Origin of the sequence: Aeromonas sp. MaB10011B (assembly GCF_017939325.1) — a bacterium.
In the GTDB taxonomy this organism is placed as follows: Bacteria; Pseudomonadota; Gammaproteobacteria; order Enterobacterales; family Aeromonadaceae; genus Aeromonas; species Aeromonas caviae.
Window position 1 is genome coordinate 23,935 of record NZ_JAGKRK010000010.1, and the last position, 22,696, is coordinate 46,630.

16 protein-coding genes are annotated in these 22,696 nt (G+C 60.0%); 12 read left to right on the forward strand and 4 right to left on the reverse strand.

Features of this window, described 5'->3' with window-relative positions:
- The first annotated feature begins 15 nt into the window (after window positions 1-15).
- The 10 genes from pepN to rmf all read left to right on the forward strand — a co-directional run bounded on the left by pepN (window position 16) and on the right by rmf (window position 16,429).
- Window positions 16-2,640, forward strand: coding sequence for an aminopeptidase N (gene pepN, locus J9893_RS04180; RefSeq protein ID WP_010674768.1), 2,625 nt, complete (start codon window positions 16-18; stop codon window positions 2,638-2,640).
- Window positions 2,641-2,707: 67 nt separating this feature from the next.
- Entirely contained in the window at window positions 2,708-2,929 is a 222-nt protein-coding gene (locus J9893_RS04185) for a DUF2835 family protein (RefSeq protein ID WP_010674767.1), read from the forward strand.
- A gap of 274 nt (window positions 2,930-3,203) precedes the next feature.
- The gene (locus J9893_RS04190; protein ID WP_124814390.1) at window positions 3,204-8,066 is read left to right on the forward strand and encodes an NAD-glutamate dehydrogenase; all 4,863 of its coding nucleotides are present in this window, start codon (window positions 3,204-3,206) and stop codon (window positions 8,064-8,066) included.
- Window positions 8,067-8,113: 47 nt separating this feature from the next.
- Window positions 8,114-9,124, forward strand: coding sequence for a quinone-dependent dihydroorotate dehydrogenase (gene pyrD / locus J9893_RS04195; RefSeq protein WP_010674765.1), 1,011 nt, complete (start codon window positions 8,114-8,116; stop codon window positions 9,122-9,124).
- 85 nt (window positions 9,125-9,209) lie between these two features.
- Complete coding sequence (locus J9893_RS04200) at window positions 9,210-9,746, forward strand: cell division protein ZapC (RefSeq protein ID WP_029314546.1); 537 nt, start codon at window positions 9,210-9,212, stop codon at window positions 9,744-9,746.
- Between the two features lie 307 nt (window positions 9,747-10,053).
- Window positions 10,054-12,225, forward strand: coding sequence for a bifunctional 23S rRNA (guanine(2069)-N(7))-methyltransferase RlmK/23S rRNA (guanine(2445)-N(2))-methyltransferase RlmL (gene rlmKL / locus J9893_RS04205; RefSeq protein WP_010674763.1), 2,172 nt, complete (start codon window positions 10,054-10,056; stop codon window positions 12,223-12,225).
- Complete coding sequence (locus tag J9893_RS04210) at window positions 12,225-12,452, forward strand: glutaredoxin family protein (RefSeq protein ID WP_010674762.1); 228 nt, start codon at window positions 12,225-12,227, stop codon at window positions 12,450-12,452. The genes rlmKL and J9893_RS04210 overlap by 1 nt, the downstream gene beginning before the upstream one ends.
- 72 nt (window positions 12,453-12,524) lie before the next feature.
- Window positions 12,525-14,435: an ABC transporter ATP-binding protein gene (locus J9893_RS04215; RefSeq protein WP_128295909.1), complete on the forward strand. Its 1,911-nt coding sequence runs from the start codon at window positions 12,525-12,527 to the stop codon at window positions 14,433-14,435.
- Between the two features lie 8 nt (window positions 14,436-14,443).
- A complete protein-coding gene (locus tag J9893_RS04220; RefSeq protein ID WP_010674760.1) occupies window positions 14,444-16,093 on the forward strand; it encodes a DUF3466 family protein in 1,650 nt (549 codons plus the stop codon).
- A gap of 159 nt (window positions 16,094-16,252) precedes the next feature.
- A complete protein-coding gene (gene rmf / locus J9893_RS04225; RefSeq protein ID WP_010674759.1) occupies window positions 16,253-16,429 on the forward strand; it encodes a ribosome modulation factor in 177 nt (58 codons plus the stop codon).
- A gap of 80 nt (window positions 16,430-16,509) precedes the next feature.
- Here rmf and fabA read toward each other — a convergent pair whose 3' ends face one another.
- From fabA to J9893_RS04245, 4 genes are all read right to left on the reverse strand, one after another.
- On the reverse strand, window positions 16,510-17,070 hold the full coding sequence (fabA, locus tag J9893_RS04230) for a 3-hydroxyacyl-[acyl-carrier-protein] dehydratase FabA (protein ID WP_010674758.1): 561 nt from the start codon (window positions 17,068-17,070) through the stop codon (window positions 16,510-16,512).
- 78 nt (window positions 17,071-17,148) lie between these two features.
- Complete coding sequence (locus tag J9893_RS04235) at window positions 17,149-19,128, reverse strand: Lon protease family protein (RefSeq protein WP_029314542.1); 1,980 nt, start codon at window positions 19,126-19,128, stop codon at window positions 17,149-17,151.
- Between the two features lie 207 nt (window positions 19,129-19,335).
- Window positions 19,336-20,631 (reverse strand): site-specific integrase, encoded by a 1,296-nt coding sequence (locus tag J9893_RS04240; RefSeq protein WP_041201615.1) that lies wholly within the window; start codon window positions 20,629-20,631, stop codon window positions 19,336-19,338.
- Between the two features lie 280 nt (window positions 20,632-20,911).
- The gene (locus J9893_RS04245; RefSeq protein WP_010674755.1) at window positions 20,912-21,217 is read right to left on the reverse strand and encodes a YebG family protein; all 306 of its coding nucleotides are present in this window, start codon (window positions 21,215-21,217) and stop codon (window positions 20,912-20,914) included.
- 220 nt (window positions 21,218-21,437) lie between these two features.
- Here J9893_RS04245 and J9893_RS04250 point away from each other — a divergent pair, with 220 nt between their 5' ends.
- Window positions 21,438-22,082 carry a paraquat-inducible protein A gene (locus J9893_RS04250; protein ID WP_210599791.1) on the forward strand — a complete coding sequence of 215 codons (645 nt, stop codon included), beginning with the start codon at window positions 21,438-21,440 and terminating at the stop codon, window positions 22,080-22,082.
- A complete protein-coding gene (locus J9893_RS04255) occupies window positions 22,060-22,668 on the forward strand; it encodes a paraquat-inducible protein A (protein ID WP_010674753.1) in 609 nt (202 codons plus the stop codon). Before J9893_RS04250 ends, J9893_RS04255 begins: the two co-directional genes overlap by 23 nt.
- The last annotated feature ends 28 nt before the right edge of the window (window positions 22,669-22,696 follow it).

Here is a 22,696-nt window from a genome sequence, read left to right on the forward strand (position 1 = left end):
TGGAAGCACACAATAATGACTGAACAACCTCAGGCCATGACGGCCAAATATCGCCAGGATTACCAGGCTCCCCTCTATTGGTGTGACAGCCTGGATCTCGATTTTCAGCTGCAAGAGCCCCTGACCCGGGTCACCGCCATTTCCCGTTTGCGTCGCAGCGGCGATCACAACGAACCCCTGGTGCTGGACGGCGAGGGGCTTGACCTTGTCAGCGTCATTGTGGATGGCGTGCCCTATCAGCAATACGAGCAGGGAGAGAGCAGCCTGACCCTGTTCAACCTGCCGGCCGAGTGCGTGCTGACCGTGGTCACCGACATCGATCCCGCCGCCAACACGGCGCTGGAGGGGCTCTACAAATCCGGCGATGCCTATTGCACCCAGTGCGAGGCCGAGGGCTTTCGTCGTATCACCTATTACATGGACAGGCCGGACATCCTGGCCCGTTACAGTACCCGCATCACCGCCGACAAGGCCAAGTACCCCTATCTGCTCTCCAACGGCAACAAGGTCGCGAGCGGCGATCTGGACGACGGTCGCCACTTCGTGCAGTGGCAGGATCCCTTCCCCAAACCGAGCTACCTCTTCGCCTTGGTGGCGGGGGACTTCGATGTGGAACGCAACCACTTCATTACCAAAAGCGGCCGCCAGGTGGCGCTCGAGATCTTCGTGGACAAGGGCAACCTGGACCGCGCCGGTTTCGCCATGGAGAGCCTCATCAACTCCATGCGCTGGGACGAGCAGCGTTTCGGCCTCGAGTATGACCTCGACATCTACATGATCGTGGCGGTGGACTTCTTCAACATGGGGGCCATGGAGAACAAGGGGCTCAACATCTTCAACTCCAAGTTCGTGCTGGCCAACCCGGCCACTGCCACCGATGCGGACTACCACGGCATCGAGCGGGTGATCGGCCACGAATATTTCCACAACTGGACCGGCAACCGCGTCACCTGCCGCGACTGGTTCCAGTTAAGCCTCAAAGAGGGACTGACGGTGTTCCGGGATCAGGAGTTCTCCTCCGATCTGGGGTCGCGCGGCGTCAACCGCATCAACAACGTGCGCACCGTGCGCGGTCCGCAGTTTGCCGAAGATGCCGGCCCCATGGCCCACCCCATCCGCCCGGATGTGGTGATCGAGATGAACAACTTCTACACCCTGACCGTCTACGAGAAGGGCTCTGAAGTGATCCGCATGATGCACACCCTGCTGGGGGAGGACGCCTTCCAGGCGGGTATGCGACTCTACTTCGAGCGTCACGACGGCTCTGCTGCCACCTGCGACGACTTCGTGCAGGCGATGGAGGATGCCTCCGGGGTGGATCTCGCTCGCTTCCGCCGCTGGTACAGCCAGTCCGGCACCCCCGAGCTCACCGTGACCGACGAATACGATGCCGAAAGCGGTGTCTATCGTCTGCACGTGAGCCAGCACACGCCGCCGACCCAGGATCAGCCACAAAAGCTGCCGCTGCATATCCCCCTCGACATCGAGCTCTACGATGCACAGGGTGCCGTCATCCCGCTGCAATACCAGGGCAAGGCCATCGGCAATGTGCTGGACGTGCTGGAAGCACAGCAGACGTTCGAATTCGATCGAGTGCCGGTCAGACCGATACCCTCCCTGCTGCGAGACTTCTCCGCCCCGGTCAAGCTGCACTATGACTACAGCGACGAGGCCCTGGCCTTCCTGATGCGTCATGCCCGCAACGAGTTTGCCCGCTGGGACGCCGCCCAGATGCTGATCAACAAGGCGGTGATCGACGGGGTGGCCCGGGTCCAGCACGGGCAGGGGGTTGAACTCTCCCACACCCTGCTGGCGGCCTTTGTCGCCATTCTGGACGAGGCTGCACTGGATCCCGCCCTCAAGGCAGAGATCCTGGCCCTGCCGGGGGAGGCGACCCTGGCCGAGCTGTTCGAGGTGGCCGACATCGACGCCATCCACCAGGTGCGCAACGGGATCCAGACCGCATTGGCCCACGCCTTCGGCGACCGCCTGCTGGCGTGCTACGAGAGCCTGCGTCTGCCGGCTTATCAGGTGGTCCATGCCGACATGGCCAAGCGGGCCCTCAAGGGTGTGGTGCTGGGTTATCTGGCGGCGCTGGATGCCGCGAAGGCCGATACCCTGGTGCGCGAGCAGTACGAGGCTGCCGACAACATGACCGACACCCTGGCGGCGCTCCAGGTGGCCAACAGCCATCTGCTGCCGTGCCGCGCCGCGCTCTTGGCCGACTTCGAAGGCAAATGGGCCCATGATGGCCTGGTACTGGACAACTGGCTGCGGTTGGTGGGGGCCAAGCCGGCCAAGGATGTGCTCCATGACGTGAAGCAGGCGATGGCGCACCCGACCTTCAGCATCCGCAACCCGAACCGGCTGCGGGCGCTCATCGGCAGCTTCGCCATGAACAACCAGGTGCAGTTCCACGCCGCCGATGGCAGCGGCTATCGCTTCCTGACCGATCTCTTGATCGAGCTCAACGAGGTCAATCCCCAGGTGGCGTCCCGCCTCATCACCCCGCTTATCCAGTTCAAGCGGCTCGATGAGGGGCGCAAGGCGCTGGTTCGCGCCGAGCTGACCCGCCTGGCCAACCTGGACGGGCTGGCGCGGGATCTGTTCGAGAAGGTGAGCAAGGCGCTGGCACAGTAAGCGCCGCGACGGCGGGCAGGGGAGCCTGGCTTTCCTGCCCGTTTTTCATGGATGACCAGGAGGTGACATGAGGCAATACACTTTTCGGCTCTCCCTTGGCCGCGACGAGATCATGTTGATGTACCAGGGGCAGGTGAACCGCCTGGTGGTACGTACCGAGCAGGGTCTGACCCTGGAGCTGGGATTGGAGAAAATCCGGCGTTTTGTGTCGGAGAGCGGCGTTCACGGCTACTTTCGACTGAAAACCCAGGACGATCATCGCTTCATTTCCCTGGAACGCATAAATTAACAAAACTTGAACATCAATCCGGGTAATTATCTGCTTTAAGTCACTATCTATCCGGCAAATGGCGCGGCATCCAGTGGGATTTTCTGAATTTTGCCAACTTGGCAAAATTTATCACAACCCAAGCCGTGATCTGTCCCTTGTTTTTAACATCCCGTTATCACCTTTGCTCGCCTTCCTTGATCCAAGCCATTACACTTCGCTGCAACTCTGTACCGGTGGGCATCCTGGGTGGATGTCGCCGTGTCTGTGATGTCGTCCGATAAGGAAACTAGCAATGGCATTGAAAGACGCCCCTACCTCCGTTCTGCTCGAAAACGTTCTCAGTCTGATCCACCAGAAATTGCCGAAAAACAGTGCCTCCCTGGTCGAATGTTTCGTTGCCAAGTTCTACGGCAACATGGCCAGCACTGATCTGCATGACCGCAATGACAGCGATCTCTATGGCGCCGCCCTCAGTCTGTGGAATGCCCTCAACCACCGTACCGGCATCGAGCCCTATATCCGGGTCTACAACCCCGAGCTGACCCGCCACGGATGGCAGTCTCCCCATACCATCGTCGAGATCATCCTGCAGGATTCCCCCTTCCTGGTGGACTCCATCCGCATGGCCCTCAAGCGTCTCAATATCACCGCCCACATGATGCTGCACCAGCCGCTGCACCTGATCCGCGGCGAAGGCGGCAAGATTGGCGCCATCCTGGATCTGGACAACACCGCAGAGCAGACCTCGGTGGAAACCGCCTTCCTCATCGAAATCGATCACCTGACCGGTGAAGAGGAGATGGACGCCCTGACTGCCGAGCTCAACTCGGTGGCGCGGGAAGTGGCCCTGGCGGTGGGAGACTGGCAGCCCATGCTGACGCGCCTGAACGAGATCATCGAGGAGCTGCCCAAACGCAAGAACCCGGTCAGCCAGGCCGAGGTGGACTCCTGCGTCGCCTTCCTCAAATGGGTGGCCGCCCACAACTTCACCCTGATGGGTTATCGTCGCTACGACGTCAAGGCGGTGGAGGGGGATCACGAGATCCTGCCGCAGCCCGAGTCCAGCCTGGGGCTGATGAAGAACTCCATCAAGGACGAAGGCCAGCGCCTCGGCACCATGCCCGCCAGCGCCCGTCACGCGGCCCTCAGTTCCGACTTGCTGATCCTCACCAAGTCCAACAGCAAGTCCCGGGTGCATCGTCCGGCCTATGTGGATTACATCGGCATCAAGCGCTTCGACGAGCACGGCAAGGTGGTGGGAGAGGATCGCTTCATCGGCCTGTATGCCTCCTCCATCTACAACACCAGTGCGACCCAGATCCCCCTCATCAGCCACCGCCTCGAGCGCATCATGGCCGCCTCCGGCTTTGAATCGGGCTCTCATGCCTACAAGGCGCTGCTGAACGTGCTGGAAACCTACCCGCGCGACGAGCTGATCCAGGCCCGTGAAGAGGAGCTGCTGGCCACCGGTCTCGGCGTGCTGGAGATGCAGGAGCGGGACATGCTGCGCCTGTTCGTGCGCCGCGACGTCTACGGCCGCTTCTTCTCCTGCATGGTCTATGTCACCAAGGAGCGCTACAACACGGCGCTGCGGGTCAAGACCCAGCAGATTTTGCAGAAATATTTTGGCAGCAGCATCGATGTGGAGTTCAACGTCTACTTCACCGAGGGCGTGCTGGCACGGACCCACTACATAGTGCGGGTCAACAACAACAACGTGGATGTGGATGTGAACGAAGTACAGAACAACCTGATTGAAGCGGCCCGCAGCTGGGATGACCGCCTGGATTCCGTGCTGCTTTCCCACTATGGCGAGGCCCGCGGTAACGAGCTGCGCCGCCGTTTCAGCACCGCCTTCCCCCGTGCCTACAAGGAAGATGTGCTGCCGGGCTCTGCCGTCGCGGACATCATGGCCCTGGATGGATTGAGCGAGGCCGAGCCGCTTGGCATGCTGTTCTACCGCGCCCAGGAGGAGGAGAACGATCGCCGGGTACGCCTCAAGCTGTTCCACCGAAGCGAACCCATCCACCTCTCCGACGTCCTGCCCATGCTGGAAAACATGGGACTGCGCGTCATCGGCGAGACCCCGTATCAGGTACGGACCCCCACCGGCGAGGTGTTCTGGATCCTCGATTTCTCCATGCTGCTGCGGGGCGAGCAACCGTTCGATCTGGAGCAGAGCCAGCAGCGCTTCCAGCAGGCCTTCGCCGCCATCTGGAACAAGACCCTGGAAGATGACGGCTTCAACCGTCTGGTGCTGGGGGCCGGCCTCACCGGTCGTCAGGTATCCGTGCTGCGGGCCTATGCCAAATACATGCGCCAGACCGGCGTCTCCTTCAGTCAGTCCTATATCGAGGAGACCCTGACCCGTTATCCGGATATCGCAGAGCTGCTGTTCACTCTGTTCGAACAGCGTCTGGATCCGGCCGGCAAGCAGGACGCCAAGGTGCCATCGCAAGATGCCAAGGCATCCGCCAAGCTGCATGAGCAGCTCGCCGCCAAGCTGGATCAGGTCGCCAACCTGGATGACGATCGCATCATTCGCCGCTATGTGGAGATGATCGACGCCACCCTGCGCACCAACTACTACCAGCTGGACAAGGCGGGCAACATCAAGCCCTACATCTCCTTCAAGCTGGCCCCCTCCAGCATCACCGACATGCCGCTGCCGCTGCCGAAGTTCGAGATCTTCGTCTACTCCCCGCGAGTGGAAGGGGTACACCTGCGCTGGGGCAAGGTGGCCCGTGGCGGCCTGCGCTGGTCCGATCGCAAGGAGGACTTCCGCACCGAAGTGCTGGGTCTGGTGAAAGCCCAGCAGGTGAAGAACACCGTCATTGTGCCGGTGGGCGCCAAGGGCGGCTTCTATTGCAAGCAGATGCCGGCAGGCGCCCCCCGTGCCGTCATCCAGGAGGAGGGCAAGGCCTGCTACCGTCTGTTCATCCGCGGCCTGCTCGATGTGACCGACAACATCATCGGCGGCGAGGTGATCCCGCCAAAATCCGTGGTGCGTCACGACGAGGATGACTACTACCTGGTAGTGGCGGCCGACAAGGGCACCGCCACCTTCTCCGACATCGCCAACGAGATAAGCCTCGAATACGGCCACTGGCTCGGCGATGCGTTTGCCTCCGGCGGCTCGGTGGGCTATGACCACAAAAAGATGGGCATCACCGCCCGCGGCGCCTGGGAATCGGTCAAGCGCCACTTCCGTGAGATTGGCATCAACTGCCAGACCACCGACTTCACCTGCGTGGGTATTGGGGACATGGCCGGCGACGTGTTCGGCAACGGCATGCTGCTCTCCGAGCACATCCAGCTGGTGGGCGCCTTCAACCACATGCACATCTTCGTCGACCCGACCCCGGATGCGGCCAGGAGCTTCGTCGAGCGCAAGCGCCTGTTCGAGCTGCCGGGCTCGAGCTGGGATGACTACAACCGTGAGCTCATCTCCAAGGGGGGCGGCATCTTCCTGCGCTCGGCCAAGTCCATCAAGCTGAGCCCCGAGATGCAGACCCTGCTCGGCACTGACAAGGCCAGCATGGCGCCGAACGAGCTGATCAAGGCCCTGCTCTGTCTGAACGTGGACCTGCTCTGGAACGGCGGCATCGGCACTTATGTGAAGAGTGCCCGCGAGAGCGACGCCGACGTCGGGGATCGCAGCAACGACGTGCTGCGAGTCAACGGTCGCGATCTGCGTGCCCGCATCGTGGGCGAGGGTGGCAACCTGGGCTTCACCCAGCTCGGCCGGGTGGAGTACGCGAGCCAGGGTGGTCGCATCAACACCGACTTCACCGACAACGTGGGCGGCGTGGACTGCTCCGACAACGAGGTGAACATCAAGATCCTGCTGAACCAGCTGGTGGCCGCCGGGGATCTGACCCTCAAGCAGCGCAACCAGATGCTCTACGAGATGACGGATGCGGTGGCGCAGGTGGTCATCACCAACGCCTATCGCCAGTCCCAGTCCATCTCGGTCACGGCGTTCCGTGGCGCCGAGCAGCTCAAAGAGCAGCAGCGCTTCATCCAGGGGCTGGAGCGGGAAGGCAAGCTGGACCGCGGCCTCGAGTTCCTCCCCACCGACGAGGAGCTCTCCGAGCGGATGGCGGCGGGGCAGGGGCTGACCCGTCCCGAGCTGGCGGTGCTGGTGGCCTACGGCAAGATGGTGCTCAAAGAGCAGCTCAACTGCCCGGAAGTGACCGACGAGCCCTTCCTGGCCAACATGCTGGTCACCAGCTTCCCGACCCAGCTGCAGCAGCAGTTCGGTGCGGCCCTTGCCCAGCATCCGCTGCGCGGCGAAATCATCGCGACCCGGGTGGCCAACATGCTGGTCAACGACATGGGGCTCAACTTCGCCAGCCGGATGAAGGACGAGACCGGTGCCTCGGTGGCCGAAGTGGCCTGCTGCTTCGCCATGGCCCGCGAGGTGTTCGGCCTCAATACCCTGTGGCGCGACATCGAAGGGTGTGACAACCAGGTGGATGCCAACACCCAGCTCGAGCTGATGTTCTACAGCCGCCGCATTGTACGCCGCGCCACCCGCTGGTTCCTGCGTGCCCGCAACCGCAGCTGGAGCATCGGCGAGAACATCGCCTTCTTCCGCCCGGCCTTCGAGACCCTGGCGGAGCACCTCTACGAGGTGATGGACGAGAGCGAAGTGGCCGAGCACCAGCAGGCGGTCGCGGCCCTGGTGGCCAAAGCGGTACCCGAGCAGATTGCCCGTCAGGTAGCCCACATGAGCAGCCTGTTCTCCTGCCTGGATCTGGCGCAGATCGCCGCGGAGCACAAGACCGACATCCTGCGCGCCGCCAACGTTTACTACCGTCTCGGTGCCAAGCTGGATCTGCACTGGTTCCTCGAGCAGATCAACCATCAGCCGGTGGGCAACCACTGGCAGGCGATGGCGCGGGCCTCCTTCCGCGAAGATCTGGACTGGCAGCAACGCAGCCTCACTTCCGTGGTACTGGAAGGGTGCAAAGAGCAGGGGGAATGCGCTACCATACTGGCCGACTGGATTTCGGAGCATGAGCAGCTCTTGTCCCGTTGGACCCATATGTTGGCCGACTTCAAGACTACCAGCACCCACGAGTTCGCCAAGTTCTCGGTGGCCTTGCGAGAGTTGAACCTGCTCCAGTTGAATTGCCGAACCTCGGCATAACCCCAAAAGCCCCGGCCAGTTGCCGGGGCTTTTTTTAAGGAGCAAGCATGCTGTACCCACTCGCCAGGCATTTCCTGTTCAAACTCAATCCGGAGCAGGCTCACGATCTCTCCATCAAATATTTGCCCCGCCTTCTCGGTACACCGCTCGATTGTTTCTTCCGCAACACCCTGCCAAAACGCCCCGTCACCGTCATGGGGCTTAATTTTGCCAATCCGGTGGGCCTGGCCGCGGGATTGGATAAAGACGGGGAGTGCATCGATGCCTTCGGCGCCATGGGGTTCGGTTTCATCGAGGTCGGTACCGTGACCCCCAGACCCCAGAGCGGCAATGACAAGCCACGTCTCTTCCGGGTGATCCCGGCCGAGGGGATCATCAATCGCATGGGATTCAACAACAAGGGAGTCGATCACCTGGTGGCCAAGGTGAAAGAGGCCAAATATCAGGGGGTGATCGGCATCAATATCGGCAAGAACAAGGACACCCCCATCGAGCAGGGCAAGGATGATTACCTTCTCTGCATGGACAAGGTGTATGACCACGCCGGTTATATTGCGGTCAATATTTCCTCGCCAAACACCCCGGGTCTGCGTCAATTGCAATATGGCGATGCACTGGATGAACTGCTGGCCGCATTGAAACAGCGCCAACAGGAGCTGGCCGAGAAATATAAAAAGTATGTGCCGCTGGCCGTGAAAATTGCCCCGGATCTGTCACTCGATGAAATAGATCAGGTAGCCGCCTCTTTGATCAAGAACCGTATTGACGGTGTCATCGCCACCAATACCACTCTGGAGCGGGAGATGATATATGACATGCCCCATGCCGCAGAGGCTGGCGGGCTTAGCGGTCGTCCGCTCCAGCACAAGAGCACCGAGGTTATTCGCCACCTGGCCAAGGCCCTCGACGGCGCCCTGCCCATTATCGGTGTGGGTGGTATCGACAGCGCCATGGCGGCTCGGGAAAAACTGGCAGCGGGTGCCAGTCTTGTCCAGATTTACAGCGGCTTTATTTATAAAGGGCCGAGTCTGGTCAAAGAGATCGTTACCCATATTTAAAAAATAACCGGTTGCCCTTATTTAACGTTGCTCAAATTCTCGACATGGAATAAAGTCGAGGGACGGCTTAGATAAGGGCACCACCATGTGTATTCAACCCAATGACAATTGGCAGTGGCATTATGACGCTCAGGATGATCGCCTTATGCTGGATTTGTCCGATCGCATGATATTTGCCACCGAATATAAAGGTCGACAACTTGTTCCCTGTTCTTTCACCACCCAGCCTTTTTGCGTGGATGATGCCGCCCTCTATTACCAGTTGATGGACAAGGCCGCTGAACTCGACTGGAGTACGCCCCACCAGGTCCAGCTGGTCCTCAATGCCATCGCCGTCAGCCGTTTTTATAAACCCCTGATGCCGCAAAGCTGGTTCTTTCATGAACAGCAGGCCCATGTTATTCCGGATATGGGATCCCTGGTGTGGATGGATACGCCCCACGGTAGGGGGGAATTCATGGTCATCGAAGCCGGCGATCAGGCGAGTGTTTGCCTGAACCTGACCGACGAGCTGGTGCTGACCAACAGCAAGACGCTGCCGCGCTTTGCCGTGATCAAGGTGATGAATAACCGGATGCAAGCCAGAGTTCGGGCACAGACACAATATCGGGAAGTGGGCTGACGACGGGGCCGTTATATGGCGACGAATAAGTCCGTTATAGGCCTGCTATATTGGTCTGATATTTAAGCGCTCAGTCTCTCTCTTGTTCCATTATTTGTCTTTTTCCTTCGTCTGGTCGTCACGACCATTTTCTGCCTGGTCCGGGCAAGATTTTCGAATTCTTTACGAATGTGATGGTAGACAACTGCCAGCCAAGAGCGGGATCCTGTCGCCCGCAAGGGGGAGGGGAGCGTTTGCCGCGCCTCTTGCCGTTTATATGGCGCCTTTGTCCAAGGTTCGAGTGCCGAGCGCGGGCCGATAAGGTATAATGCGGCACTATTTTTATGGCATCCCCGTGAGCGTGATGAAAGAATTTTTTGCAACCTGCCCCAAAGGGCTGGAAAACCTGCTGGCCGTCGAGCTGACCAATCTGGGTGCAGAGCAGGTCCGTGAGACCGTGGCCGGCGTCCACTTCAAGGGCGAACTGGCCATCGGCTACAAGGCCTGTCTGTGGAGCCGCTTTGCCTCCCGAATCGTGCTTGTGCTCTCCGAGTTCCAGATGAACGACGATCTGGACCTCTACCTCGGGGCCCATACCATTCCCTGGGAAGATCACTTCTCCGGTACCGCCACCATCGCGGTGGACTTTACCGGTACCAACGCCTCCATTCGCAATACCCAGTACGGTGCCCTGAAGATCAAGGACGCCATCGTCGATCGCTTCACCAAGCGCGGTCACGTGCGCCCGGATGTGGACAAGAAGTCCCCGGACATTCGCATCATGGCGCACCTTGGCAAAGGCAAGGCCAATATCACGCTGGACTTGTCAGGCCCGGCGCTGCACCAGCGCTTCTATCGCCAGGGCACCGGCGAGGCGCCCCTCAAAGAGAACCTGGCGGCGGCCATGATTGCCCGCAGCGGCTGGGCCGGCGAGCCCATGATGGACCCCATGTGCGGCTCCGGTACCCTGCTGATTGAAGCGGCCTTCATCGCTGCCGACATGGCGCCTGCGCTGCGCCGTGAGCGCTTCGGTTTCGATCGCTGGCTGCAACACGATGGTGAACTGTGGCAGAGTCTGATGATGGAAGCCCAGGTACGTGCCAAGCGCGGCATGCAGCGCTGCGAGGTGAAACTGTTCGGTTGCGATGCGGATACCCGGGTCCTGATGAAGGCCCGTGACAACGCCAAGGCCGCCGGCGTGGATCATCTCATTACCTTCAAGCAGGCCGATGTCACCAAGCTGGAAAATCCGCTGCCAATGCCGGCTGTGGAAGGAGAGAGCCGTCAGGTCGGCATGCTTATCTCCAACCCGCCCTATGGCGAGCGTCTCGGTGAATTCCCGGCGTTGCTGGAAGTGCATCAGGCCCTTGGCGATGCCCTGCGCCGCGGCTTCCAGGGGTGGAAGGTCACCATTCTCTCCGCCTCTCCCGAACTCCTGAGCTGCCTGCGCCTGCGTGCCGACAAGCAGTATCGCCTGTTCAACGGCGCCCTCGAGTGCCAGCTGCGCAACTACCAGATCGCCCTCGATGCCGTCGCTTCCCAGAAAGAGGTGGCCCAGGACTTTGCCAACCGTCTGCGCAAGAATCTGAAGACCCTCGAGAAATGGGCGAGCAAGGAGAACCTCGATTGCTACCGCCTCTATGACGCGGACTTGCCGGAATACAACGCCGCCATCGACCGCTATCAGGATTATCTGGTGGTACAGGAGTACGCGGCGCCCAAGGACATTCCCGCCCAGAAAACCCGCCAGCGTCTGCTGGACATGGTGCAGGCCGCCATCAAGGTGACCGGCATGGACGGCGAGAAGGTGATCCTGAAGGTGCGCGAGCGCCAGGAAGGCAAACAGCAGTACCAGAAGCTCTCCGAAGAGCAGCACCGGATGGAAGTGCAGGAGTACGGTGCACGCCTCTGGGTCAACCTCTACGACTATCTGGACACCGGCCTCTTCCTCGACCACCGTCAGACCCGCCGCATGCTGGGCCAGATGGCTCGGGGCAAGCGCTTCCTGAACCTGTTCGCCTACACCGGCAGTGCCACCGTGCACGCGGGGCTCGGCGGCGCCCGCGAAACCACCACGGTGGACATGTCGCGCACCTACCTCAACTGGGCCCAGGACAACATGCGCCTCAACTCGCTGGTGGGCCGCGAGCACAAGTTCGTGCAGGCGGACTGCCTGAAGTGGTTGTCGGAAGCCGACGAGCAGTACGACCTCATCTTCATCGATCCGCCCACCTTCTCCAACTCCAAGCGGATGGACGAGAGCTTCGACGTGCAGCGGGATCACCTGCTGTTGATGCAGCACCTCAAGCGCCTGCTCGCGGCGGACGGCACCCTGGTCTTCTCCAACAACAAACGCCACTTCAAGATGGACTTGGCCGGCCTTGACGCCATCGGTCTCAAGGCGCAGAACATCACGAACAAGACCCGGCCCAAGGACTTCGAGCGCAACCAGCATATCCACAACTGCTGGATCATCACCCACGCCGAGGCACAAGGCTGATGCTGACCCTGTTTCACACCGACGGCTGCCACCTGTGCGAACAGGCGTGGACGCTGGTGGAACAGGCCGGGATGGCCGCGCAGACCCGCCGCTGCGACATCCTGGAGGAGGAGGCCTGGCTCGAGGCTTACCGGGTGCGCATCCCGGTGCTGCAAGACAGTGCCGGCCGGGAGCTGGGCTGGCCCTTCACCCTGGGGGAGCTGCAAGGCTGGCTGGCACAGGGGTGAGCAGGATTTGACGACAAAACGGGGGCAGATTCACGCTGCCGCCCGTTTTTTCATAAGCAATAAGGAACAAACATGGCTCTTTTGACATTGCACGGCGCGTCCCTGTCGTTCAGTGATTTTCCGCTGCTCGACCATGCCGAGCTCACCATAGAGCGGGGCGAGCGCCTCTGTCTGGTGGGTCGCAACGGGGCGGGCAAGTCCACCCTGATGAAGGTGATTGCCAGCGAACTGCCGCTGGACGACGGCCGTCTGGTGTTGCAACAAGATTTGAAAGTGACCCGCCTCGAGCAGGATCCGCCCGCCTCGAGCGAGATCACCGTGTTCGATTACGCCGCAGAAGGGCTGGCCGGGGTAGGGGAGCTGCTCAAGCAGTACCACCATGTCTCCCACGCCCTGGCGCACGACCCTTCCGATGCCAACATTCGCACCATGAGCCAGTTGCAGGAGCAGCTCGACTATCAGAACGGCTGGCAGTACGAAACCCGCATCAATCAGGTGCTGACCCTGCTCGATCTCGACCCTGATGTGACGCTCGACAGTCTGTCTGGCGGCTGGCTGCGCAAGGTGGCTCTGGCCCGCGCCCTGGCGTGTGACCCGGACCTGTTGCTGCTGGACGAGCCGACCAACCATCTGGACATCGATGCCATCAACTGGCTGGAAGAGTTCCTCAAGGACTTTCGTGGCGCCATCGTCTTCATCTCCCACGACCGGGAGTTCATCCACAAGCTGGCGACCCGGATCATCGATCTCGATCGCGGCGTGATCACCTCCTGGCCCGGTAACTATGACGAATATCTGCAAGGCAAGGAGGAGTGGTTGCGGGTCGAGGAGCTGAAAAACGCCGAGTTCGACCGCAAGCTGGCCCAGGAAGAGGTGTGGGTCCGCCAGGGGATCAAGGCGCGTCGTACCCGCAACGAGGGACGGGTGCGGGCCCTCAAGGCGATGCGCATGGAGCGCACCCAGCGCCGGGAACTGCAGGGCAAGGCCAAGCTGCAACTGGACGAGGCGGGCCGCTCCGGCAAGCTGATGTTCGAGACCGAGGGGCTGGGGCTGGACTTTGGTGATCGCACCCTGTTCCAGGGACTGGATCTGCAGGTGCTGCGCGGGGACAAGATTGCTCTGGTTGGCCCCAACGGCTGCGGCAAGTCGACCCTGATCAAGCTGCTGATGGGCCAGCTCGAGGCGAGCCGTGGCTCGGTGCGCCAGGGGACCAACCTGGAAGTGGCCTACTTCGATCAATACCGTGAGCAGCTCGATCCCGAGAAGACGGTGGTGGACAACGTGGGGGAGGGCAAGCAGGAGGTGATGGTTCGCGGCCGCTCCCGCCACATCCTTGGCTACCTGCAGGACTTCCTGTTCGAGCCCAAGCGGGCGCGCACCCCGGTCAAGGCCTTGTCAGGGGGCGAGAAAAACCGTCTACTGTTGGCCAAACTCTTCCTCAAACCCAGTAACTTGTTGATTCTGGATGAACCAACCAACGACCTGGATGTCGAAACGCTGGAATTGCTGGAAGAGCTGCTCACCGATTATCCGGGCACCCTGCTGCTGGTCAGCCACGATCGCCGTTTCATCGACAATACCGTGACCGGCTGCTGGCTGTTTGAAGGGGATGGACGGATCAGCGATTATGTCGGGGGCTACGCCGACATGATGGCCACACGAGCCCTGCAGGCCGCCCAACAGACGGCCAAGCCGGCCCCGGTCAAGGTGGCAGAGCCTGTCGCATCGGCAGCGGAGCCTGCGAAAACAACACGAAAACTCTCTTACAAGTTGCAACTGGAGCTGGATAATCTGCCAGCCCGGCTGGAACAGTTGGAAATGGAACTCGATGCCCTGCAGGCCGAGATTAACCACCCCGGTTTCTTCTCCCTGCCAGCAGAGCAGACCCAGCCCAAACTGGATGCATTGAATGCGGCAGAGGCCGCATTGGAACACGCCTTCTCCCGTTGGGAGGAGTTGGAAGCGTTGAAACATCAAGACTAAGGAAGTAGATGAAAAAGCAATTATCCATGCTGGCCATCCTGGTCGGCGCCAGCCTCAACGCGCAGGCGGCACAAAGCTCCTTTTTCACCATCGTCGATGACGAAGTCAAAGGCTATGCCAGCGGGATCAGCGGCGATGCCAACGGCCTCATCGGGCTCAACACCAAGAACAACATGGCGGAATACTTCTCCACCGTGCGGTTTGCCGACTTCCTGGTGGATCGTTTCCGTTTCGAGCAGGGTTGCATGCTCTCCAACTCGGTCTGCAACTCCTTCTGGAGCGACAACTCGGGCTTTGCCTACCAGTGGCGTCGCGACTTCCTGGACAAGGTGGATCAACGCAGCAACCTGGGCTACGTGACCAGCTCCGAGGTCGATGGCCTGGTGACGGCCCTCGGGGATGTTCCGGAGGATCGGGTCGGTTACAAGATGAATGGCAAGCTGCGCACCGCCTTTGCCGTGGTCAATGACGGCAACCCGGTCGAGCTCAAGGATGCGGCCAGCACCCACGGCCTGAGCGTACCCACCTCCATCAAGAAGCTGGACAACGGTCAGTATCTGGTGACCGGTACCGCGGCCAGCGACAAGTATCGCCACAAGGTGGGCGGTGATTTCTACAAGTGGTGTTTCGAGACGGGCAATGACAGCCAGTACGGTGACTTCCGCTACTGCCCCGGGGTCGATACCCAGGCGAGTTTCTGGCTGCTCAACAGCTCGGGCGGGTTCAACAAGCTGATGCAGGCCGGCACCTATGGCCATCAGCGTGACGAGGTGCTGCAAACCGCTTCTGCACTGGGCGTGGCCAAGTACAACGGCACCCTCTACGGCGTGGGCTACAGCTCTACCGGCGAGGTGGGCACCGGTGATCTGGATGGCCGCAACCTCGCCAGCTACTGGACCCTGGATACGGCTGCCGGCACCGTGGGCACCACCAAGATCATCCCGCTGCCGGATGGCGAGCCTGGCAAGGACGATGCCAAGCTGCAACACAGCTGGGCCGTGGCCGTCAACGACAACGGCTACGTGATCGGCAACCAGCGCTATCGCATCAACAAGGGTCAGAACCGCCCGGTGGAGATGTTCCTGTTCAACCTGAGCAAGCCGGGTACGGCGGCCAGCCTTCCTCTTCAAGACAAGCCGGTCTCGGGGGCAGGCTCGGAAGCGGCCGCCATCAACGAGCACAACATGGTGGTTGGCTGGCGCGACTCCCGCCATCAGACCCAACCGGTGGTCAATGGCACCAACCGCATGCAGGAAGCCTTCCTGCTGAACGCGGCCGCCCCGGCCAACAGCTGGTATCTGAACGATCTCATCTGTGGCAAGGATGACGCCGGCAACAAGCAGTGTGCCCAGAACGGCAAGTACTATCACATCGCTTATGCCAGCGGCATCAGCAGCGACGGCACCATTGCCGCGACGGCGTATCGCTATGACAGCGAGAGCGACCTCAACAAACGCGCCAACGCCACCGTGGTCGCCGTCAAACTGACGCCGGCCGTGGCGGATTATCAGGGCAATGCCCCGGCCAGCTATGTGGTCAGCAATGCGCCGGTCAACAACCAGACCGGTCAGGATGGTGGCGAGGGCGGTGGTGGCAGCCTGTTCTGGTTGACTCTGCTGGCGCTGCCCTTTGCCTGGCTGCGTCGCTATCAGCGATAAATAAGTGTCATCAAAAATTAATGCAGTTCAGTATCTTGTGTCACAACCCCTGAATAGCATGGAATTTTTGTTTGACCCTGCCTCCCCCCTGGGGTAAAGATGAAGGCGACCGGTGAAAAACTGGTCGCTTTTTTTGTTCCACGAAGAGGGTCGTAGATGATGAAGAGACAGAAACGGGACCGTCTGGAGAGAGCTCGCGCTCGTGGTTATCAGGCTGGCGTAGTCGGCAAACAGAAAGAAGCGTGTCCGTACCAGTGCCTGGATGCCAGGGGCCATTGGCTTGGTGGTTGGCGCGATGCCATGGAAGGGCGAGGCTCAGGCCTCTTCATGAAGTAACCGATACTTCATCACTCATTACAAAAGGAAAGGGGCCATCGTGGCCCCTTTACGTTGTCTCTGCTCACCCAGGAGCAGGATCAGAATGCGGTGGTGTCTTTGAACAGGCCCACTTTCAGATCGGTGGCGCTGTAGATGGGGCGACCATCCACTTCCACGACGCCATCGGCAATGCCCATGACCAGTTTGCGGTTGATGACGCGCTTGAAGGTGATTTTGTAGGTGACCTTCTTGGCCGTCGGCAGGATCTGGCCGGTGAACTTGACTTCACCGACACCCAGCGCACGTCCCTTGCCAGGACCCCCTTTCCAGCCCAGGAAGAAGCCGACCAGTTGCCACATGGCATCCAGGCCCAGGCAGCCAGGCATGACGGGATCGCCGGGGAAGTGGCAGTCGAAGAACCAGAGATCCGGCGTGATATCGAGTTCAGCCAGGATTTCACCCTTGCCGTGCTCGCCGCCATGGTCGTTGATCTTGACGATGCGATCCATCATCAGCATGTTGGGGGCGGGCAGCTGGCTGTTACCTTCACCAAATAATTCGCCACGGCTGCAGGCAAGCAGCTCTTCACGGGTAAAGGACTCTTTGCCTTGTTCGCACAGGGAGAGGCGGGGATCAGTGGTGTCGTTATCTAGGGTCACGCTGTTTATCCTTCATATGGGTCAAAGCCGGGCCAATTTAGCTTACAGATGTTCGCCAAACAACTCCGATCACTTCATTTAACGGCCAAGCAGCCGGTCCAGCAGGCTGCGCAGCAGGCCGCCACTCTTGGTTGCCGTGCCATTGAGTTCGTCCAGTCTCTCCTGGATGCGGCCAAACAGGGTATCCGGCATGTCAGGCTCCCCAGCAACGCAGCCGGTGAGCAGCTCGATTGCCTCTTCCACGTGATCCACCGGGTGGATGTGGAACTGGCCGGCCTCTACTGCCGCGATCACTTCATCAGAGAGGTTGAGCTGCTGGGCGTTGGTGCCTGGCAGCAGAATGCCTTGCTTTCCGGTGAGACCGTGGATCTTGCACACCCGGAAGAAGCCCTCAATCTTCTCGTTCACGCCGCCCACGGCCTGCACATTGCCGAACTGGTCGACCGCACCGGTCACGGCGAAGTGCTGATAGATGGGCTGGCGGGCGAGGGCGGAGAGCAGGGCACACAGGCCGGTCAGGGAGGCGCTGTCACCATCGATCTCGTGGTATGACTGCTCGAACACCAGGTTGGCCGAGAGCGGCGAGGGGTTCTCTGCGCCGAACTTGTTGGAGAGGTAGCCGTGGATGATCATCATGGCCTTGGCGTGAATGTGCCCGGCGAGCTCCGCCTTGCGCTCGATGTCAGCAACATCGCCATCCCCGAGGTGGACGGTCGCGGTGAGGCGTACCGGCTCCCCGAAGTCATAGGGATGGCCGGCCACCTGGATGACGGAAAGCCCGTTGATCTGGCCAACCTCTTCACCGTCGGTCTGCAGCAGGATCTGGCCGTCGATGACACCCTGATCCGATTGCTCCACCAGATAGTTGAGGCGGTAATCCTGTTCTTCCAGGGCGAGCAGGATATGTTCGTCAGTGACGCAGATCGCTTCCAGCTCGCGGGCCAGGCTGTCGGCCATGCGCATGATGGCGCCGAGCTGTACCTCGGAGAGGGATAGCCACTCCTGGTGGTCACACAGGCGGCTGGCATGGCGACAGAGGGCGAGGAGGGCACCTGGGGTGAAATCCAGCAGCGCCCAGCGCGCTCGCAGCCAGGCGAGATATTGCAGGAAGGCGGGGAGATCTTCCTCGATGTTCACTTCGGAGACCAGATCGGCACGCAGGAAGATGCGCTCCGCCATGTCCCTGTCCAGCATCTGGAATTCCGCCACGTCCAGCCTGTCACCGACCAGGATCAACTTGAACCGGATGGGGGTCGCCTCCGGGGTGAAGAACGGCGTCAGCGTCTTGCCTTCCTGATAGGCATTCCAGTCCAGCTCGCCTTTTTGCATGGCGTTCTTGAGCTTGAACCAGAGATGAGGCTGATCCAGCAGCTCATCAAGCTGCAGTATCAGGTAACCACCGTTGGCTTCCCGCAGCAGACCAGGTTCCAAAAGGTGCTGGTTGGCGTAAACGGAGCCTTGTTCCGTCTGATAGTTGATGGAACCGAACAAGGTATCCCAGTTCAGGTCACGGCCGTAGACGACAGGGGCTTGCTGATCCTCATGATGGATCAGCAGGTTGATGAGCACCGGGTGCTGGAACTCGAGGCCCTGGGCGACATGGGCGGCCAGATCGGAGAGGAAATCCACGATCTTGGGGTCGTTGTTCTGTTTGCGGATGATCCGGGTGACCAGCCGCTCGGCGTCGAGATGGTGGCTCATCAGCTTGAGCAGCTCACCGACCATTTCGCAGAACTCGAAACCCGAGCCCGGTTGCAGGCGCAGCCAGATGGGCTTGAAAGGGTTGTTGAGATTCTCGGTATAACAGAGATCGAACAGGTCGCCATCCTTGCCATTCGAAGAGGCGATCAGGGTCTGGCAGACATTCTCGTAATCTGCACCGGGGAAACCGTTGAGGATCATGACCGGGCAGTCACCATCAAAACTGGCCAGCCGTTTGATACCCGAAATCGCTCTGGGTTGCAGGGCGGCAAACGGAATGGGGTCGAGTTCGCCAAGTGTGGGGAACTGCTCAATCGAGAAAGCGGGTTTTAATTGTTCTGATGTTAATTCAGCCACTTAAGACATCCGGTCGGGGATAGGATCAATTGCCACCATTATACACAGTTCGGTTGAGGGTGACAGAATACCAAGATATTTCATTTAACATAATATACATTATGCGCAGTGTCGTATTTTATGAGTCCCAGGGCATAATCAATCAAGGATTGCCTTTAGGTCCCGTGTCTTGGTTATGAGTGCAGTTTTATTGTTCACCATTGGTTATCAGTCATATGTACGGTTCTGGTCGAGCAAGTGATCCAGCGGCTTGCGGCTGGCACTCTCGTGACGTTCCCGGTTGCCGGTGTGCAGGTACTTGGAGGTGGTGTCGATGCTGTCGTGTCCCGCATCGGCTTGTACGTGGGATAAAGGCCGGCCGTGCAGATTGATGTCATGGGTGATACCGGTATGGCGAATGGAGTGCGGCGTCAGGGTTCGCATTTCAGCGGCATCCTGATCAAAACCGTCTTGTTCGGCGAGGCTTGCGGCCTGTTCAAATACCGCCATTACCAGGTCTCGAAGCTGGCGGATACCCAGATTGGCATTGAGTTCGCCTTGTTCGCGGCCATGGGCCGCCGCCTTGTGGCGTACGAACAGCGGGGTCTGCTCGCCGGGGGCCGGCAGTGGCGAAAGGCCAAGAAAGGTACGATAGCGAGTCAGGGCTTCGAGCAGAGCCTGAGAAACGGCCACGGTGCGACGTTTACCGCCTTTGCTGCGGGGAATGTCATAACCCCAGACGCCCGTTTTGGCGTCACGTCGAAACTGGCCCATGACGGGGCTGAAACCCGGCCTGGCCGCCACCTCGGAAATCCGCAGATAACAGGCATACATCAGACAGATGAGAAAGCGGCTGCGCTCATGTTGTGCCGGGCATTCGGCAGCGAGCTGTTCGGCGGCTTGCATCACATAAGACCATTGCAGCTCAGTGAAGGATTGCGCGTCTTCACCAGCCTCCTGGGGGCCCGCACGTTTAACCCGCTGCAGCAGGAGAGCCGGATTGCGATCCATGTACTCCTCCTGGATGAGAAACTGGAAGAAGGCGGACAAAATGGCGAGTTTTGTCTTCATCGCCTGCTCACTCAGTCGATACGGTAGCTCCCGGCCCAGTTCCCGCTTGCCAAGAAACGGACGCCACAGGGGGTTTGGCAACCGTTCCCCCCACTCCTTGTCGAGCACGAACTGGGCGACGTTGCGGTAGGCAATCAGTCTGGACGGTGGCGCCTGGCAATAGTCGAGATAGCGCATCATGATGCGCCTGGTGAGATCCCTGGGGCTGATGGCCACCTCGCAAAAACACCAGTGCAAAAAAGTGGTCAGCTCACTGCGATAGGTCTTGTAGTTGTTTTCGCTGTGGCGCTGCTCCAGCAGCCAGTCGACGGCCAGCTCATACACGATCCCCGCGTCGGGGACTTTGCCAAGACTCAGGGTGGCGAGGTACTGGTTGACCTGGGGATTGCCCGCCTCAAGGTGGTCCACGCTATCGAACAGTGGCATGGCGGGTGGAAGTGCTGGATGAGTCATGATGGTGTGTGATGTCGGTTGAATGTTTTGAACGGGGCCGCACCCCCCTGATGCCGATAAATGGGGTTATCGGCATCAGGGGTTGCAGTGCGCCTTGGGGGCAACGACCTGAGGCATCTTGCTGTGATACCCCATGATAACGAGCAATCGGCATATTCAATAAATATGCGGTGTGGTTGGAAAATTCTCGGGGAAAAGAGGCGTGACAATGACTTAAGTTGCACTTTTCATGAATGAGAAAGTGGATTCTGCCTCACATCCCCTTCCCCGCCCTTTCGTCTCAAGCCACGCTCTTCAGGGGCTTCCCCTTTGGCAGTTCAGTATCCAGCTTGTCTTCTTTGGGGGAATTCCCCTGCCCTTTTCCACCGCGCAATACCTGCTGCAACTGATCCCGCTGCTCGGCCAGATAAAAGGCCAGACTCTCCTGCTGCTCCGGTGCAAGCGCGACCGGCGCACCCGCCAGCAGTGTCATCAGCTCATCGGCGGTGTCCAGCAGTTTGTCATAGGCATCCGCCTCTTTCTTGCTGGCAAAGGTCATCTTCTCCACTCCCCCACGTACCACAACATACTTGATCTCAACGGCCATCGCGGCGCCCTCCTGATGATAGTGACCGCAAGTATATGTACGTATATACAGTATTGCAAATACCCTCAGCATGTCGGCGTGCATCGCCAGCCCCTGCTTGGCTGGCGGCGGCCAGTTCACAGCGGAAAACACGTCTTTTCAAAGGGGGGTGTGCAGCGCGGCAAGACAGGGCAGGCGTTTTAAGGTAAATTTCATCAATTCCTTCAACAGGTTGAATCGTATGTCGGATCCGCACTCGGTGATTGCCTGTCCGGCCTGTGACTTGCTGATCGAACGCAAGTTGCTGCCGCTGCGCCGTCACGCCCATTGCCCCCGCTGTCATCAGCATCTGTATGGGCGCTATGCCTTTCACCCTTCCCAGTTGATGGCGCTGACCATCACCGGATTCCTGTTGCTGCCTTCCGCGTTTTTTGAGCCTTTGATCTATCTTCGTCTGGCGGGCGTGAACTCGGACGCCAACCTGATCAAGGGAATTATGATGCTGTATGCCGAGAGCGAGCTCTGGGTGGCAACACTGGTGCTCTGGTGCGCCGTGCTGGCGCCGACAGGGCTGCTGCTCGGGATCTTTGCCCTCGCCTCCGGCCTGGCCAAGCGCTGGCATCTGCTGGCGTGGACCCTCAAAGCGGTCGAGGTATTTCGCCACTGGGCCATGCTGGAGGTGTACATCGTCAGCCTGCTGGTCGCCCTGTTCAAGCTTATCGACATCGCCGACGTGCGCCTGGGAGGCGGTCTGCTGAGCCTGGGTTGTCTGATGCTGCTCAACATGACGTTGCTGATCCTCTTTGATCCTGCCCCTTACTGGGAGCGGATTCCGCTGCAACATGCCTCCCGGGAGCCGGACCATGTCCCCGATCAGCGCCCGTGAACTGGGGCTTTGCCGCTGCCATACCTGTGGGTTGCTGGTGCGCCATCAACACGGCATGAGCTGCCCTCGTTGTCATACCCCCTTGCAGATGCGCATTCCCCATTCCCTCGCCTGGTCATGGGGCCTGCTGGCGCTGGCCACCTTCATGTTGTTGCCTGCAAACCTGCTGCCCATCACCCACTTCTACAACAAGGGATTATTGCAGTCCGATACCATTTTCAGCGGTATCATGGCGCTCTATCGCAGCAAGATGTCCGGCATCGCCACCATAGTACTGACCGCGAGCATCATCGTGCCCATCGGCAAGATCCTGGGTCTTGGCTGGATCTGCTGGCAGTTGCAGCGCAGCAAGCCGGTGCGCCGCAAACGCCAACTCGTCATGTACCGCATCATCGATTTCATCGGACGCTGGTCCATGCTGGACCTGTTCGTCATCTCGCTGATGGTGGCCCTGGTGGATCGCGGCGTGCTGCTCAATGTGCGTGCCGGCCCCGGGGCGACGGCGTTCGCCGGCGTGGTGGTGCTCACCATGATGTCGGCCAGGATGCTCGATACCCGCCTGTTGTGGGACAAGGCGGCCCGTTAATGTTTTTTGTGTCGAACGCGCTGTGCAT

Excerpts from the sequence above, each read along its gene's own strand:
- pepN (WP_010674768.1), top strand. The coding sequence starts at position 16 with ATGACTGAACAACCTCAGGCCATGACGGCCAAATATCGCCAGGATTAC.
- J9893_RS04185 (WP_010674767.1), top strand. The coding sequence starts at position 2,708 with ATGAGGCAATACACTTTTCGGCTCTCCCTTGGCCGCGACGAGATCATG.
- J9893_RS04190 (WP_124814390.1), top strand. The coding sequence starts at position 3,204 with ATGGCATTGAAAGACGCCCCTACCTCCGTTCTGCTCGAAAACGTTCTC.
- pyrD (WP_010674765.1), top strand. The coding sequence starts at position 8,114 with ATGCTGTACCCACTCGCCAGGCATTTCCTGTTCAAACTCAATCCGGAG.
- J9893_RS04200 (WP_029314546.1), top strand. The coding sequence starts at position 9,210 with ATGTGTATTCAACCCAATGACAATTGGCAGTGGCATTATGACGCTCAG.
- rlmKL (WP_010674763.1), top strand. The coding sequence starts at position 10,054 with ATGCGGCACTATTTTTATGGCATCCCCGTGAGCGTGATGAAAGAATTT.
- J9893_RS04210 (WP_010674762.1), top strand. The coding sequence starts at position 12,225 with ATGCTGACCCTGTTTCACACCGACGGCTGCCACCTGTGCGAACAGGCG.
- J9893_RS04215 (WP_128295909.1), top strand. The coding sequence starts at position 12,525 with ATGGCTCTTTTGACATTGCACGGCGCGTCCCTGTCGTTCAGTGATTTT.
- J9893_RS04220 (WP_010674760.1), top strand. The coding sequence starts at position 14,444 with ATGAAAAAGCAATTATCCATGCTGGCCATCCTGGTCGGCGCCAGCCTC.
- rmf (WP_010674759.1), top strand. The coding sequence starts at position 16,253 with ATGAAGAGACAGAAACGGGACCGTCTGGAGAGAGCTCGCGCTCGTGGT.
- J9893_RS04240 (WP_041201615.1), bottom strand. The coding sequence starts at position 20,631 with ATGACTCATCCAGCACTTCCACCCGCCATGCCACTGTTCGATAGCGTG.
- J9893_RS04245 (WP_010674755.1), bottom strand. The coding sequence starts at position 21,217 with ATGGCCGTTGAGATCAAGTATGTTGTGGTACGTGGGGGAGTGGAGAAG.
- J9893_RS04250 (WP_210599791.1), top strand. The coding sequence starts at position 21,438 with ATGTCGGATCCGCACTCGGTGATTGCCTGTCCGGCCTGTGACTTGCTG.
- J9893_RS04255 (WP_010674753.1), top strand. The coding sequence starts at position 22,060 with ATGTCCCCGATCAGCGCCCGTGAACTGGGGCTTTGCCGCTGCCATACC.